The organism is Bradyrhizobium sp. CCGB01 (assembly GCF_024199795.1).
Classification (GTDB): domain Bacteria; phylum Pseudomonadota; class Alphaproteobacteria; order Rhizobiales; family Xanthobacteraceae; genus Bradyrhizobium.
The window spans coordinates 3796227-3811760 of record NZ_JANADK010000001.1 but is presented as its reverse complement, the minus strand read 5'-3'; the positions used below and the strand labels follow the sequence as shown (position 1 = coordinate 3811760).

Here is a 15534-nt window from a genome sequence, read left to right as displayed (position 1 = left end):
AGGCCGCGACCATCGTAAGATTCACGAAGCACCCTCCCGCGAGCAGCGCGTATCGTCAAATGTCCTCTTCGGAGAAGCCTAGCGATTCACGGCGCCATGCCGCCGGGCTCATGCCGACCAAGGCCGAAAACACCCTCGTCAAATGGCTTTGATTGGCGAACCCGGCCGAGATCGCGATTTCAGACAGCGGCAAGTCGCGCACTGCCATCAACTGCTTGGCCGTCTTCACGCGCTGCCGCAGCAGCCATTGGTGCGGCGGCAGGCCGGTCGAGATGCGAAATGCGCGTGAAAAATAGCTGACCGAGAGATCAAACTCAGCCGCGATCTGTTGCAATGAAAGCGTCCTGCCGAGATTCGCGTCGAGCCTTTCACAGGCTCGCTTCACCTGCCACGGGGCGAGACCGCCGCGCGCCGGTCCGGCACTGCTCTGTAGCCCACCATAGGCCCCTGCGATATGCGCGGTGAACGCGAGCATCATGTGATCGATGAAAAGCTGGTTGGCTTCGGACGGACAGCTCAGTGCTTCCAACAGAGATGCTCCAACATGACGCATGATCTTGTCGTCATGGCCGTAACCGAACTGACAGGCGAGGTCGCCAACACGTTGGGTACGTGATTCCCTGGCGATACCGGCAAGCGCCGAACGCGGAAGATAAAACTGGAGGGAATGGAACGGCTTGTCGATGATAAAGCCCGGATCGCTCCTGAGGTCGTATAGATACGTCGTGCCGGCTCTGACATCCGCCTTCATGACGCACTTGCCGTGATCCCAGAGTTCGCAGTCCGGGTAGTTGTGAAGCTTCAGGCTGACGATATAAGCCTCATCGGCCACCGAGCCGGAACGGCCTGGCACGGGGTTGTCATCCTGGGTCTCGGTGACCGACAGTTCGATGCCGCGCAGTGAACGCGTGACCAGCGAGGGCGGTGCATCTCTCAGGTGCAACTGCCGCCCTATCCGCTGTCCGAAGGTGCCGGCATGCGCCATATCGATCGGCTCTATTCGTGGAGCTGAAGAGGGGCAAACTATCGGCCCATTAGGTCGGCCTCATTATTGGAGATCGGCAAGCGACGGTCCAGACCAGCTCACGGAATTGGCATCTGCGCCAATCGAACGCGATCGATCGTCGACCAAGCGATTTTCGAAGCCGTTTCAATGTGATCCGGCCCTTTCTGGCCTCGCCACCACCGGGCTCGGGCCCGCTTCCATCGTGCGTTTGCGAAATCCCAACAGGCGTTTTGTCCGACGCGTGTTCAGGCGGACGCGGCATCAAAACCCGCGTGCATGAGGATTCTCGCAAGTGCTTGCGCGCCTGGGCCCGCGAGCCCCTGCCCCAAGTCAGATGCCGCCTTCCGATTCGCCGTGCGGCGCGCCTCATCACATGCGGGTGCGGGCCTTGGAGCAGAATCGGACAAAGCACACCTGTTTTGGGAAAGACGGCGGTACGACGCAACCTTAAGAACCGTAAAACCCCGGGTCACAGACCGGGGGCAGAACTCGCGACGTCGATTGCGCATGAAATCAACAGCCGCTTGCGGCCATCGTGACCAACGGCGAGACCACATCCGCCGCACGATACCGAGCTCTGTTTGCCATCATCGTCACGAACACGGTGGAGGTCACCGCTCCGTCCACTGGCCAACGAATCGCCGGCGGGAATTGAACGCAAGACCTCCCCAACACGAGCACAATTCATGAGCACGCCGACGGCCGACACCCTGGACGCTCTGCCGGTCGAACCCGGGACGCGCGAGAACGACGTGCCGCCCGCCGACCGGCGCGCTGCCGACGAGGAGATGACGCGCGTCCTCCACACCGCGCCACTTCACATGGCATTGGACGCCTCCGGCGCCGGGATCGCCCACTGGCAACATGAGCCGCTGCACGACGTCGTCGAGCCAATGAGCCACCATGTCATCATGGCCTACAACGGTACGGTGCAGCGCATGGAGCGGCGGTCGGGAAGCTCGGTCGTCAAGGGAACGTTCCGTCCCGGGGTCGTGATCATTATTCCGGAGGGCTCGAGCTCACGGTGGGACATTCCGAAGCCTGTTGACGTCGTCCAGCTCTATCTTCCTCACGCCACGTTGCGGCGCGTTGCCGACGAGGCCGGGACCCGCAACCCGGCCGATCTCCTGGAGCGAACTGCGCATCCCGATCCCATCACGTCCCGATTGCTCCTGAGCGCGGCCGGCGTGCTGGAGGGCAATCGGGCCCTCGACGCGCTGTTCAGGCATCAGCTGACGGATCTCCTGGCCACGCGCCTCCTGGCCGCGCATACCAGCTCGCCAACGGCGTTCCAACTGACAACGGGCGGGCTTTCACCGAAAGTCCTGCTTCGCGCCATCGAACGCTTGCGTTCAGACAGCGATGCGGACGTCTCCCTCGATGCCCTCGCCTCGGATGCGGGCCTGTCGCGCTTCCACTTCTGCCGCGCCTTCAAGGAGAGCACCGGGCTTTCGCCCCTCGCCTGGTTGCGGCAACACCGGCTCGAGCAGGCGATGAACATGCTGCGCGACACCGACGCGTCGGTCGTGTCGGTGGCGATGGAGCTTGGCTATGCCTCCCAGACGGCCTTCGCTGCGGCGTTCAAGCGATCGACCGGGGACACGCCGAGCGATTGGCGGCGGCGCGTGCGCTAGCGGGGATCTCCCCAGAATCAACGAAATGCCTTTTCGACCACGAGAACAGCCCGATGGACGATCCAATCCAGCACGAGCCTTTGGCGGCCTTGCTCGTCGATCCCAACGCGCGACATCGCGATACGGGGGTCACCGAGCGGCGCCGTGCCGACGTGGAGATGGCGCGCGTCCTCAAGACCGCACCGCTCCAAATGGCTTCGGACCCTTCCAGCGGCGTCATCGCGCACTGGAAGCACGGCGCGCTGCATGACGTTGTCGAACCCATGACAGACCACGTCATCATGACCTACCCCACAGGCGTTCAGCGCCTGGAGCGCCGCTCCGGGAAATCGGTCGCGATCGGAACGGCCCGCGCCGGGGTCGTGACGATCATTCCGGCCGGCTCAAGCGCAAGATGGGATATCCCCGGCTTCGTGGACGTCATCCAACTCTACCTTCCGCATACGGCGCTCGAACGTGTCGTGCGCGAAGCCAACGCGCCCGCCCTCGGCGATCTCCTGGAACGAACGGGTCATCCCGACCCTGTCGTGTCCGGGCTGCTGATGAGTGCAGCGGATGTGCTGGAAGGCAATGCCGCGCTGGATCTCCTGTTCAGGCAGCAACTGACGGATGTCCTGGCCACACGTATCCTGGCCGAGCACACCGGCGTGCCATCGACGTTCGAGCCGATCATGGGTGGCCTGTCCGCCCATGTTCTGCGACGCGCGATCGAACGCCTGCGCTCGGACAGCGATGCTGACGTGTCGCTCACGGCGCTCGCATCGGATGCCGGGCTCTCGCGCTTCCACTTCTGCCGCGCCTTTAAGGAGAGTACCGGGCTTTCGCCCCATGCCTGGCTGCGCCAGCAGCGGCTCGATCAGGCCATGAATATGCTGCGCGATACCGATGCGCCGATCGTGTCGGTGGCCGCACAGCTTGGCTACGCCTCACAAAATGCGTTCGCCGCGGCGTTCAAGAAACTGACCGGCGAAACGCCGAGCGATTGGCGACGGCGCATGCGGTAGCAGCAATCGCTCTGCAGGTACCGCAATCGCGCTGGCGCAGTTGCAGTTCTGATCCGGTAGATCATCAAGGTCCCCAGCGCTCCCAACAGACGGAGACGAACGATGACCTCGAAGACCTTCGCCAGCCGCTTTGTAATTCCACCGCGACGGAGACTCGTCGCAACGACGATCGTGTATGGGCTTTCGCTGGCAGTTCGCTTCACCTCTGCAACCGGCGAGCAGGTGGAAATTCCACCGCAGTCCCTGCAAAGGACGAACCTGGCGATGTCGATCATGGCCCATGATGGCACCCAGCTTCCCTACGCCGACTGGGGCCGCCCGACCGTCGCCGAGCCGATTTTCTTTCGCAACGGCTGGCCGCTGCGGGCGTCATCGATGTCGAGCTGCCCCACCCCTTAAGCTCTGACGTTTCGGTTGTTGGCGATCCCGGTCTTCATGAGGCCGCAAGCAGGGCATCTCGGATATGACGTAATGTCGTCCTGAATGGGTGCCCGTGATTACACGAGGCGCCCTCAATGGCGTTGGCTCACTTAGTCGTACTGAGCCGTGTGTGAGCTGCCTCGCTTCACCGCACTTTCCGCAACCGCCGTTCCTGCCGCGGACGTGACTCCGCCTGCTTTCGGGAATGTCAGCGTCTCGGTCCGCTCATCACGCACCATCGTCACCTCGCGGTGATTTACAGAGCCGAGTCTCCAGCCTTGATAATCTTCGTCGAGCTTCAGGCGCACCGTAGCCTTGCTTGTCTCGTCGACAAAAATTCCAACACTCTGATCGCTGCCGACAACGGTCCCGACCAACACGAGCCGCAGCTCTACCGGCGGCGGGCTCGGCGGCATTGACGAGGCTTTCAACGCTGGCACCGAAAGCACTGGTGGCGGCGACGGCCGCCGCGAGGCCGAGAAGATCGGCCTTTCGTTCGTGTCCGACAGTGCCGCAAGCGGGACTGCCCAGAGCGGATTGCCGCGCATCGCCTCGCGCTTGACGGGAGAGCGCGATGGCGCCCGATCCGCCGGAGCCAACGTCGCGGGAGACTCCGAAAATGGACGGCTGGACCCCGATTCGGTGAAGCCTGGGACATCAATGTCCGAGAAATCCGCGGGAAGCGCCGAGGCGGAAACGCCGAGCAGAAGCGCTATCACGAGCGTAGACCGCGCCAATATCTGCCGCGTCCCCTTGTGCTGCCCTCTCATGTCCCTCGTCATCGGTTGGTTCACAGCAACGCAGGACTCGCGGTCGGGAAAAGCCGGCAGCCTGCATTCGCGGCAGGCGGGGCTCGGCGAGCACAGCGCCAAGGGGAGCAAGGCTTATCGGCCCGCCGTGTGACATCTGTGCGAAGCGACGGCCACCCCTTTGATGTTTCCACGGCCTATTGCGATCCGGCACTCAGCAGCCCCTCGACGGCCCGTCGGGCGCGAGTATGATATTGTTGCTGGATCGTCATACTCGCCCGTTATAGGGTGGTTTTGCTGAAACTGGTTGTCGAGTGGAGACGTGGTGGTGCGTGGGGTCGTGTTGCGGGTAATTTCCGCCGTCGCATCATCCACCCTGTGCGCACTTCCAGCAGCGGCTCACGAGCGCGGCACGGGCGCGCCCGGCGAGCTTCCGCCGATCGCCGTTGCGGCGCCGGACGATCAGCATCCCAAACGGCACGCCCGCAAACGACCGCCGAAAAGCGGGAATTCGCGCAACCAGACCGCCGCTCGCACGGACAGTCCGACCGGGGGCAGTGGTGCGACCGGTGCCGCGGCCACCGCGTCGCCCGCGTTGCAGCCGACCGCCGCCAGCGCAGTCCGCATCAGCGGCGCGGAAGTGAACGCGGTCCCGTTCTCGCGGCCCGGTGAGGCGCTGGAAGTGGTGCCGGGCCTGATCGTGACGCAGCACTCCGGCGAGGGCAAAGCCAATCAGTATTTCCTGCGCGGCTTCAATCTCGATCACGGCACTGATCTTGCGATCAAGGTCGACGGGATGCCCGTCAACATGCCGACCCATGGGCATGGGCAAGGCTACGCCGACATCAATTTCCTGATCCCCGAGCTGATCCAGTTTGTCGACGTCCGCAAGGGGCCGTATTTCGCCGACCAAGGCGACTTCGCGTCCGCTGGCGCCCTGGCGATCAGCTACGTCAACAAGCTGCCGAACAACATCGCGGAGATGACCTTTGGCAGCTTCGGCTATCGCCGCGCGTTGGCCGCGGGATCGAACCCGGTTGGCGGTGGCACGCTGCTGGCGGCGGTCGAGGCGGTCAAATATGATGGGCCATGGGACGTGCCGGACGATGTCCGCAAGCTCAACGGCGTCCTGCGCTACAGCCAGGGAACCGCGACCGACGGCCTGACGCTGACGGCGATGGCTTATTCCAACGGCTGGAACTCGACTGACCAGGTCCCGCAGCGTGCGATCGACCAGGGCTTGATCACCCGCCTCGGCTCGCTCGATCCGAGCGATGGCGGCACCTCCAGCCGTTTCAGCCTGTCGGGCAACTGGGCGCAATCGAGCGACTACGGACAGACCAATGTCAGCGCCTATGTGGTGCGTTCCGACCTCCGACTGTTCAACAATTTCACCTACTTTCTCGACAACCCTGTCAATGGCGACCAATTCAGCCAGCTCGACGGTCGTACTCTCGGCGGCGTCGACGCGCGGCATACGTTCGACTGGCGCTTTGCCGCTTTCGAAATGCAGACACGCGTCGGCATGCAGGGCCGCTATGACGACATCCATGTCGGCCTGTTCAAGACCGAGCAGCGGACATGGCTCTCGACCGTCCGCGATGACCGCGTGCAGGAGGGCAATATCGGCCTCTGGACCGATACGACCACGCACTGGAACGACTGGCTGCATACCACTGTCGGGATACGCGAGGATTTTTTCGCCGGACACGTCTTCAGCGATACGCCGGAGAATTCGGGCAACGCGCAGGCATCGATGGCGAGCCCGAAGGCCGGTATCGTGCTCGGCCCCTGGTTCAAGACCGAGTTCTACGGCAATGCCGGCTACGGCCTGCACAGTAACGATATACGCGGCGCGACGATCACGGTCGATCCCAATGACAAGGTAACCCCGCTTGACCGCGTGCCGCTGCTTGTGCGCTCTCGCGGCGCCGAGCTCGGCATCCGCACCAGGCCGATCGAGGGGCTCACCAGCTCGCTGGCAATATTCGTGCTCGACTTCGACTCGGAGCTGTTGTTCGTCGGGGACGCGGGCACGACGGAGCCGAGCCGGCCCAGCCGCCGTGTCGGCGTGGAGTGGACGAACCAGTACAAGCCGCTGCCGTGGATGACGGTCGATCTCGACGTCGCCCAGACCCACGCGCGCTTCACCGATTTCGACCCTGCCGGGGCCCGCATTCCCGGCGCGCCGGCGTGGGTTGCCAGCAGCGCGATCACGCTGGGCGGCGACACCGGCTGGTTCGGCGCGCTGAAGGCGCGCTATTTCGGTCCGCGTCCTCTCATTGAAGACGACAGCGTCCGCTCGCGGTCGTCGCTGATCTTCAACGCGCGCGCCGGGTACAAGTTCGACAATGGCCTGCGGGTGCAGCTCGACGTGCTCAACCTCTTCAACGCCCAGACCAACCAGATCGAATATTATTATCTGTCGCGACTGCCGGGAGAGCCCATCGAGGGCGTTGCCGATCGCCACGTCCATCCGGCCGAGCCCCTCGCGGTGCGGCTGACCGTGGCGGCGAGATTCTGATCGCAGCGGGCTTGCGGCCTCAATGGGCCACGCCGACCAGCCTGGACGCGAAGGCCGCCCGCGACCGTCACAAATACTGAAAAAATCTGACATAGAGCGGATGTTCTGATCGGCCGAGAACGCCGGCTCGACCTATGCAACATGCGATCGCCAGGATCTCGGCTTGCCCCGCACAGCCGGTCGCGTTCGAAACAGGAGTGAGGGGAATGCAATCTGAGCCGGACAGCATCGCGATCGCTTCGGCAGACCGGTTCGCGGGCGCAGCTCAGAACGAGGCCGCGCCGGCGCGCGCCCGTCAGGCTGCAAGCCGCGCCTGGGCCCTCCTCCCGATCGTGACCGCGTCGGGCTTTGCGGGGCTGGGCTACGAGATCGTGTGGACGCGCCAGTTGAGCCTTGCCCTGGGCACCGAGATGATGGCGGTGCTCGGAGTCATTGCCGGATTCTTCGGCGGTCTGGCACTGGGCGCGTTCGTGCTCGATCGGCCGATCCGCCGCTCGAGATCGCCATGGCGCGTCTATGCGATGCTTGAAGCGGTGATTGCGGTTTGGGGCCTGATCAGTGTCTGGCTGCTGCCTTCAGCCGGTCGCGCCCTGTCCCCCCTGCTCGGCACCGAACCGTCTGCTGCCCTGCTCTGGGCCGGCAGCCTGGCGCTGCCGACCCTCGTGCTGCTGCCCGCAACGATGGCCATGGGCGGGACCCTGGCCGCCCTGGAACGGATGATGCGGGACGCGCGCGGCGAGGCACGCGTCACGGCAGGCGTGTACGGAGCGAATACGGCTGGAGCTCTGGCCGGCACGCTCGCTTCCACATTTCTCCTGATCCCGGCGCTCGGATTTTCGGGAACGCTGCTCTGCCTCGTTGGCGTCAACGCGTTCTGCGCCCTCGGCGCACTCGTGCTCGGATCGGCGGCGGGCAAGGCCGCTGCCGAGGAACGGCGGCCGGAACGAATTCGTGACCTGCGGCTCACGATCACCTTGTTTGCCACGGGACTGCTGGGAATCTCCTTCGAGGTCCTTGTGGTCCGGCTCGCCGCACAGGTGATGGAGGACACCGTCTACACGTTCGCTGGACTGTTGGCCGCCTACCTGCTCGGCACCGCGGCGGGGAGCCTGCTGTGGCAGCGGACCGGGCGAGATGCGAATGATGGAAATCTCCGCGGCCTGCTCGCCGCGACGGCCCTCGCCTGCATCGCAACCGCGGTGCTCGCTCCCTATGCGGGCCGCCTGGTCGAGACCGCAGCCAATGCGGATTTATTCGGCGAGCTGGCGGTGGCGATTGTACTGTTCCTGTTGCCCGCGACCGCAATGGGCGCATTGTTCGGCCTGCTGGCGCAACGGGTGAGCGATCAGCGCGGCTCCGTCGGATCTGCGGTCGGCATCAACAGTCTTGGCGCCTGCATCGCGCCGTTGGTGGCGGCGCAATTCCTGATCCCCGCCCTTGGCGCATGGACGGCACTGCTTGCCGTTGCGCTGGGTTATCTGCTGCTGCTGCCGCCCGGCCGATCGGCGCTGCTGTGGTCTGCTGCCCCGGCAATCTCTGCGCTCGTGCTGTGGCTCAATCCTGCGCCATCGTTGACGCGCGTGCCGTCGGGCGGAGCGCTGCTTGCGGTCCGTGAAGGGCCGATGGCGACGGCGAGCGTCGTCGATGACGCCTCAGGTACGCGCTACCTCGAGGTCAACGGCCACTTCCGCATGGGTGGAACGAGCTCGACGCGATCCGATTACCGCCAGGCGATGTTGCCACTGCTGCTCCACGAGGCCCCGCGCCACGCCCTGTTCCTGGGCATCGGCACCGGCGCCACCATGGTCGGCGGGGCGCAGATGCCAGGCGTCAGCGTGCTCGGTGTCGAACTCTCCCGCGAAGTGGTGGAGCTGCTGCCCTGGTTCGTCAATCCGACGCCGACGTCAGTGCCGCGGGTGACCGTGGCGGATGCCCGCCGCTACGTCGCTGCGGATACGAGCCAGCATGACGTGATCATCGCCGACCTGTTTCATCCCGCACTCGACGGCAGCGGTGCGCTTTACACCGTGGAGCATTTCGGGGCCGTGAAGCGCAGGTTGGCGCCCGGCGGCATCTTTTGCCAATGGCTGCCGCTGTACCAGCTCGATCTGCCGTCCCTGCGCGCGATCGTCCGCGGCTTCCTCGACGTCTATCCCGACGGCTCGGCCTGGCTCAATCACTACAGTGTCCGTACACCGATGCTGGCGCTCGTTGGCACCAGGGATCGCGGCCATCTCGATGTCAATGCGCTCGCTGCGCGGCTTCGTGATCCCGCGACCGCATCCGTCGTTCGCCCGCTGGGGTTTGAGGCCCCGATCGATCTCCTCGGCCAATATCTGGCAGGCCCGCAAGCTCTCTCCACGTTCGCAGGCGATGGCCCGCGCAATACGGACGACTATCCGTTCGTGACCTTCGACGCCCGGCGAAATATCCGCGCGCTCACGGCGGCGCCCTGGTCATTGCTGCTTGCCGTCACGAAAGACATTCGACCGGATCCGAATGAGCTCCTCGCTCGCGCAGCCGAGCGCGAGGCGCTGGGCGCGCGCCTCAACGCCTATTGGGCCGCACGCAACCGCTTTCTCGAAGCTGGCGCGTCCTTGCCGGGCGAACCGCGCGGAGCCGCGTTGATCGAAGCAGCATCGCCGGGCCTGATCGACGCGCTTCGCCTCAGCGCCGAGTTCGATCCGGCCTATGGGCCGCTGATGGGGATGGCAGGATCCCTGCTCGGCTCGGACCGCGCGGCCGCCGCACGCCTGCTGCGCAAGATCAACGAGGCGGCGCCGTCGCGCCGCGAGGCAAGGGACCTGCTGCTTCGTGAATTCGGCCTGAGAAACGAGTGATCGACCGCCTTAGGGCGCGAAGTTGACGCGATAGCCCCAGCAGTCGAGATGATCGGGAATGGCGTTGAAGGCGATCGTAATTCTCTGCTCGCCCTGGTTCCTCGGCACCTCGTGGTAGAGGTAGCTGGGAAAAAGCACGAGATCGCCGGGTTCGGCCTCCGGCAGGACGTACTTGCCGGCATTGAAGGGTCCGATGGCGGCGCTTCGCGTGTGATGCCGGAAGGAGAAGTCGGATCCGCCGGGCGGCCGCACGAAGACCGTCTTGCAGGCCGGATGCGAGGGCGTCAGATAAATGATGCCCGAGACGAAACTATTGGCGTGCGAATGAAGTGTCTGGTTGCCGCCGGTCTCGAGCATGTTGGTCCACATCTCCTTCACGGTCCAGCGCAGCTCCTCGCCGAACAGAAGGACGCCGAAATCAACCAGCTTCGGAACCGTAAGCTCGGCGATCTGGCGAAACAGCTCGTTATCGCGAGGGTCGGCAACCTCGGTGTGGAACAGCTGACCCGAGCGCAGATTGCCTTCGACGCGGGTGTCCCGGATCGCGGCCACGGCAGCTTCGTTCAGCGAAGGCGGAAGCAGCCCCGGCGAGCGCAGCAGGGGAATCGGGAAAAGCGGCTCGATCTGATCCATGTCGCAACGTTGACCTGTTCTTGAAACGCGGGCCGACAATGCCCGGGCAAGGATGACGCTGCGATGACAGCGTGGAGGATCTCCAAAATTCTCAGGCTCTGCTACTCGTCTGCCCCGAGAACTTTCAACCTCTCCCCCGGCCGCAGCTCGTGCCGCCGTTCGCGGACCTCGTCAGACGCTCGCGCGGCCATGTCGACGCATTCGTCGAACTCGCCGTTGCCGGCTTCGACCAGGGCCTGAAGCAAATGCCGTTCGGCAAAGTAACGCGAGAGATGGTCGGCCGGCAACGTGGTCGCCAATGCGCGCGCCTCCGCAACCGCAGCGTTGCAGTCTTCCCGGGTCGGCTCGTCCGAGACCGGGACAGCGGCCGCGGGGGCGGCCACACCGCAGCCGATACCAGCGAGCAGGCTTAGTGCGCAGAAGGTGATACGGAACAGATGCATGTCAGTCGTGTGCCGGGCATGAGCCCGCTTCAAAACGAGTACGGCGGGACGCACTGATCGGTGCGTCCCGCCGGATGGCCTCACATCACGTCAGTGGTGGTCGTGATGATGATCGTCGTGATCGTGGTCGTTGTCGGCCCGCTGTCCGAGCTTGCGCGCCAGCTCGGCATTGGTCTCGACCAGAAGTTTCGGCGAACCTTCCGGCCGGATGAAGATCGGGTTGGCGTAGAACCAGACGTTCGAATAGGCCTGAACGTCGTGGGTCACCTTCTTGGCGCCATTCACCGTCTCCAGATGCGCCGGGCACGCCGGATCGACGCAGCTGACCTGCGCGTTGTTGGCGTCGAGCAGCGGATTGCCGGCGGTGTCGGAGACGTTCGGGGTGCCGTTCGGGATGTTGGTTCCGCGCGCACGGATGTAGAACGGCTTGGTGCCGGCGACAAACGTCGTCGTGAACTTCAGCCGCACGCCGTCGCGGTCTCCGCGATGTTCGCGCTTCATCTGCTCCGCGGAGATCTGCCGGGCGATGGTCGCCGACGAATTGTACACGATCGCCGCGCCGGCCGTGCCCGCGGCGTTCGCCACCGCATAGTTGGGCGCATCAGGCGCAACGACGCCCGTGATCTGACCGGTGATCAGATCGACGTGGTCGAGCGTCGGCTTGTTGAGCGGCTGCTTGATTCCCACCGGCACCAGCAGCGGGTTATCGAAGCTGTAGGGGCTGTTGTTCTCCTTCGGGACGGTCATTTCCATCTCGACCGTGATCTTCTCGCCGGGCCGCACAACCAGCGTCTCGCCCATGGTCTTCCAGTCGTCGCCGCGCGTCTTGGCGCGGAACACCATGTCCGGACCGATGAGGTCCGCGTTGACCGAGTACGAATTGCCCGAACGCATGCCGTCGATGACGTGCTGCGACGAGAACCGTCCCGCATTCGGAACGTACAGCTTGGTGTACTCGCCGGGAATGAAATCGGCCGTGGTGAAGGAGTCGCGCGCGCCGCCCGCACCGCGGCTGTGCCAGTCGGAGCTCACATACATGAAGAAGTTACGGCCTTCGCCGAGCAGGCCGTCCCAGAGGCCGCCGACCTTCGCGGTGTAGATGCCGCTCATGCCGTAGGTGCCGCCGCCGACCGCGGTCGGGGTGTACGAGCCGGAGCCGCCGCTGGCGCCGCCTTCAGCGAAGTGACCGGGCGATTCGATGCCGAAGGCAACCGTCGGGCCCGCATTGTTGAAGTCGCGGAAGTGCTCGATGTTGTAACCCTTGTTCGCGGTCGCGCTGAACGGCCCCTGGCGCTCGGTGTGAGTCGGGATGATGTAGGATTGCAGCGGATAGTTCGCCTGCAACCACTTGACGCCGGTGAGCGCCTTCTGGTGGCCCGCAGTGCCCGTATTGTTGACGTTGTCCTTGCCCGGCCAGAGCTGATTGCCGCTGGCGTCGATCACCGGACCGATCGCATCGGTGTCGGCGCGATCGAAACGGTATTCGAATTCAGCCATCTTGTCCGCGTTGCCCGGCCCCTTCCGCGGGTGCGTCGGGTGCTGGCCGGTGATGACGGCGACGTCGACGTGCTCATGGCCGGGCGCGATCCACTCGAGACCTTCGATCAGCACCTTGTCGTACTTCGCCGTACGATCGACGATGGTCGGATACTCGATCTCGCGGATCGACTGCCAGCGCCACATCTGCGCACCGGTACCGGTGCCGTTCGGGGTGCCCTTCAGGCTGCTGATGGTGATTCCGTCGATGGTCTGGCCGAGCGTCTGGCTCCAGGTCGTCGTGCTCTGCCCCGGAAGGTTGGCGCTGGTGTCGCTGAAGCGGCAGTCGCGATTGCCGGAACCGCCGTGGTTGCCGAGCGTGAACCAGTCCAGATCGAAATTGTTGCCGCCCGCGGACGCGGTGCCGCGCCCGACCGCACGGTCGATGGTGTAGCCGGCGGCCACAGAACCATCCGTGCAGGTGTTGTGATTGTGCATGTCACCGGCGACATAAGGATTGCCGCGGCGCTCGCCGCGCCCCCACTCCTCGGCCGTCGCGCTCTGAGTCAGCGCCAACGATGCCGACGCTGCGGTCAACAAGATGGTCTTGGTGGTCGGAAACATCTATCGCCCCTGTCTTGCTTCTAGGTCTTAGCTTCGCAAATTCATGAACCGTGACGGGCAACGAGCTGCCGCCCCATCGCGCCGAACACATTCTCTACGGTGCGATAGAGACCAGAGTTCCGATACAACTTCATGAAGGTTTTATGTGATGATCGGCGTGGCCCGATCGGTCGGCGTCTCGCCCGCCTGATTTTTGCGCGGCACGAATGTTTGCAGATGACAGAAGAACGGCGCTGTCGCATAAGGCGCGTACCCACGCGTGCCGCGAGAGTTTGTGACACTTAGATGTCGATGCAAGCCACACCAACCGAAGTGCAGTCCTTTCCAACATCGCGCACGGCATCCTCGGATCACGGCTCCGACGCCGCGATGCAGCCGTCGCGATCGATCAGCTTTGCAGCCATGCGCATGGCACGCGAACCGTTGCTGCATTTCGCGCTGCTTGGAGCGATCATCTTCGGCATCGACGCCGTCATGCATCCGCCCGCCAAGGACGAAAAGGTCATCACCGTCACCAAGGCGATGCGTCAGTCTTTCATCGACAATTTCGACGAGGACAAGGAGCGCGCCCCTTCCAGCGACCAGCTCCAGAAGATGATCGACAGCTGGGTCGCGAGCGAAATCCTCTACCGCGAAGGCAAGACACTCGCCGTGGACCGCGGCGACGAGACGATCCGCGATCGGATCGCCTACAAGATGCAATTGCTGATCTTCGACCAGATACGCGTCCCGCGTCCTACGGACGAGCAGCTACAGGCATGGTTCGCGGAAAATCACGCCCGCTTCGACGAGCCGGAGCGCGTGTCGTTCTACATCACTCCGCCGACGGATCAGACCACGGCACAGCGCCAGCTCGAGGACATCGTCCAGCAGCGCGAAGCCGAGGAGTTGCAGAATCTCACGCGCGCCATCCTCGCCCGGCCGGTCGCGAGTCTCGCCGCCTCCTTCGGCGATGATTTCCGTGATGGCCTGCTGAGCATGCCGGAGGGGGAATGGAAGCTGCTGCAATCCAAGGACGGCTGGCATGTCGCCCGGCTGGATTCCCGGCGCCCGGGGACTCTCGCCAGTCTTGGCAAGGTCCGTGATGAGGCGGCCCGTATCTGGCATACGGAAGAAACCCGCAAGCTCGCCTGGGAAGCGGTCAAGCGGCTCAAGGCGTCCTATCAAGTGCGGTACGAGCCGTGAGCACGATCCGATATCTGCGATTGGCACTGCTGACACTGACTCTGGCTTTAGCCGCGCTCATCCGTCCCTCGGCGCTCAGTGCGCATGAAGCGGCGATGGGCGTGCTGGAATTCCGCGAGGTCCGGCCCGGCGCATTCGTCGGCCGCTGGAGCATAGAACCCTCGATCGGCGCATCCCGGGTCGATCTGCGGGTGCCGCCCCACTGCTTTCTTCGCCTGCCCGAGATGAATTGCGGCCAGAAGGGTCTGGTTGGTTCGATCACCATCTCCAATCTCGGCTCCAACATGTCGGTCGTCCTGATCAAGGTCATCCCGATCGAGGGCGAGCCGCGCAGCTATACGATCTCGACGGCCAATCCAGTCGTCTCCGTCCTCGGCACCGGCGCCCCGACGCTCGAGGCGTGGATCGAGTTGGCCACGACCTACGTGAACTACGGTATCGATCACATTCTGCTCGGCGCCGATCACCTGCTGTTCGTGCTGGGCCTGATCTGGATCGTCGGCGGCGGCTGGCGTTTGGTGAAGACGATCACGGCCTTCACGATCGGACACAGCGCCTCGCTTGCCGCGGCAGCCTTCGGCCTGATCGGCGTGCCGGAACGCCCGCTCAACGCCTGCATCGCATTGAGCATCGCATTCGTCGGCGTCGAAATCGTCAAGCAGCAGCGCGGCGAGACCGGGCTCACCGCCCGCTATCCCTGGATCGTCGCATTCACCTTCGGCCTGGTTCACGGCATCGGCTTCGCAGGCGCGCTGGCCGGACTTGGGCTCGAACGCCGCCTCCTTCCCGCAGCGTTGCTGTTCTTCAACATCGGCGTGGAGATCGGACAGCTGGCCTTCGTGCTGCTCGTGCTCGCGTTGATCTGGGCGCACCGACGGCTCGACGCCGTCATGCCGCGCTGGGGCGAGGCCCTTCCAGCCTACCTCATCGGGTCGGTGTCGATGTTCTGGTTCTTCGGCCGACTTGCACGCGTGTTCGCGGCGATCTGAGCGAGAG

At 64.4% G+C, this 15534-nt stretch carries 12 protein-coding genes; 7 read left to right on the top strand and 5 right to left on the bottom strand.

The annotated features are described in order from the left end of the window. Positions 1–55: 55 nt before the first annotated feature. Positions 56–985 (bottom strand): helix-turn-helix domain-containing protein, encoded by a 930-nt coding sequence (locus tag NLM25_RS17250; protein ID WP_254137765.1) that lies wholly within the window; start codon positions 983–985, stop codon positions 56–58. A 707-nt stretch (positions 986–1692) separates the two neighbouring features. Here NLM25_RS17250 and NLM25_RS17245 point away from each other — a divergent pair. From NLM25_RS17245 to NLM25_RS17235, 3 genes are all read left to right on the top strand, one after another. Next, positions 1693–2640: an AraC family transcriptional regulator gene (locus NLM25_RS17245; RefSeq protein ID WP_254137764.1), complete on the top strand. Its 948-nt coding sequence runs from the start codon at positions 1693–1695 to the stop codon at positions 2638–2640. Positions 2641–2693: 53 nt separating this feature from the next. Beyond that, complete coding sequence (locus NLM25_RS17240) at positions 2694–3644, top strand: AraC family transcriptional regulator (protein WP_254137763.1); 951 nt, start codon at positions 2694–2696, stop codon at positions 3642–3644. Between the two features lie 102 nt (positions 3645–3746). After that, entirely contained in the window at positions 3747–4043 is a 297-nt protein-coding gene (locus NLM25_RS17235; protein ID WP_254137762.1) for a hypothetical protein, read from the top strand. A gap of 131 nt (positions 4044–4174) precedes the next feature. Here the strand turns inward: NLM25_RS17235 and NLM25_RS17230 are convergent, their stop codons facing one another. After that, complete coding sequence (locus NLM25_RS17230; RefSeq protein WP_254137761.1) at positions 4175–4846, bottom strand: general secretion pathway protein GspN; 672 nt, start codon at positions 4844–4846, stop codon at positions 4175–4177. Positions 4847–5141: 295 nt separating this feature from the next. On the opposite strand from NLM25_RS17230, the gene NLM25_RS17225 reads away from it, so the two are divergent. After that, positions 5142–7337, top strand: coding sequence for a TonB-dependent receptor (locus NLM25_RS17225; protein WP_375167830.1), 2196 nt, complete (start codon positions 5142–5144; stop codon positions 7335–7337). A 206-nt stretch (positions 7338–7543) separates the two neighbouring features. Further along, positions 7544–10177 (top strand): spermidine synthase, encoded by a 2634-nt coding sequence (locus NLM25_RS17220; protein WP_254137759.1) that lies wholly within the window; start codon positions 7544–7546, stop codon positions 10175–10177. 9 nt (positions 10178–10186) lie between these two features. Here the strand turns inward: NLM25_RS17220 and NLM25_RS17215 are convergent, their stop codons facing one another. The 3 genes from NLM25_RS17215 to NLM25_RS17205 all read right to left on the bottom strand — a co-directional run bounded on the left by NLM25_RS17215 (position 10187) and on the right by NLM25_RS17205 (position 13353). After that, on the bottom strand, positions 10187–10810 hold the full coding sequence (locus NLM25_RS17215) for a putative 2OG-Fe(II) oxygenase (RefSeq protein ID WP_254137758.1): 624 nt from the start codon (positions 10808–10810) through the stop codon (positions 10187–10189). Positions 10811–10911: 101 nt separating this feature from the next. After that, positions 10912–11253, bottom strand: coding sequence for a hypothetical protein (locus NLM25_RS17210; protein ID WP_254137757.1), 342 nt, complete (start codon positions 11251–11253; stop codon positions 10912–10914). 90 nt (positions 11254–11343) lie between these two features. Then, positions 11344–13353 (bottom strand): hypothetical protein, encoded by a 2010-nt coding sequence (locus NLM25_RS17205; RefSeq protein ID WP_254137756.1) that lies wholly within the window; start codon positions 13351–13353, stop codon positions 11344–11346. Positions 13354–13638: 285 nt separating this feature from the next. Between NLM25_RS17205 and NLM25_RS17200 the strand changes: the two genes are divergently transcribed. Then, positions 13639–14538: a peptidyl-prolyl cis-trans isomerase gene (locus NLM25_RS17200; protein WP_254137755.1), complete on the top strand. Its 900-nt coding sequence runs from the start codon at positions 13639–13641 to the stop codon at positions 14536–14538. Then, complete coding sequence (locus NLM25_RS17195; RefSeq protein WP_254137754.1) at positions 14535–15527, top strand: HupE/UreJ family protein; 993 nt, start codon at positions 14535–14537, stop codon at positions 15525–15527. Before NLM25_RS17200 ends, NLM25_RS17195 begins: the two co-directional genes overlap by 4 nt. The last annotated feature ends 7 nt before the right edge of the window (positions 15528–15534 follow it).

Coding starts and splice junctions, on each gene's coding strand:
- NLM25_RS17250 (WP_254137765.1), bottom strand. CDS start 985: ATGGCGCATGCCGGCACCTTCGGACAGCGGATAGGGCGGCAGTTGCAC.
- NLM25_RS17235 (WP_254137762.1), top strand. CDS start 3,747: ATGACCTCGAAGACCTTCGCCAGCCGCTTTGTAATTCCACCGCGACGG.
- NLM25_RS17215 (WP_254137758.1), bottom strand. CDS start 10,810: ATGGATCAGATCGAGCCGCTTTTCCCGATTCCCCTGCTGCGCTCGCCG.
- NLM25_RS17220 (WP_254137759.1), top strand. CDS start 7,544: ATGCAATCTGAGCCGGACAGCATCGCGATCGCTTCGGCAGACCGGTTC.
- NLM25_RS17205 (WP_254137756.1), bottom strand. CDS start 13,353: ATGTTTCCGACCACCAAGACCATCTTGTTGACCGCAGCGTCGGCATCG.
- NLM25_RS17210 (WP_254137757.1), bottom strand. CDS start 11,253: ATGCATCTGTTCCGTATCACCTTCTGCGCACTAAGCCTGCTCGCTGGT.
- NLM25_RS17200 (WP_254137755.1), top strand. CDS start 13,639: ATGTCGATGCAAGCCACACCAACCGAAGTGCAGTCCTTTCCAACATCG.
- NLM25_RS17230 (WP_254137761.1), bottom strand. CDS start 4,846: ATGACGAGGGACATGAGAGGGCAGCACAAGGGGACGCGGCAGATATTG.
- NLM25_RS17245 (WP_254137764.1), top strand. CDS start 1,693: ATGAGCACGCCGACGGCCGACACCCTGGACGCTCTGCCGGTCGAACCC.
- NLM25_RS17240 (WP_254137763.1), top strand. CDS start 2,694: ATGGACGATCCAATCCAGCACGAGCCTTTGGCGGCCTTGCTCGTCGAT.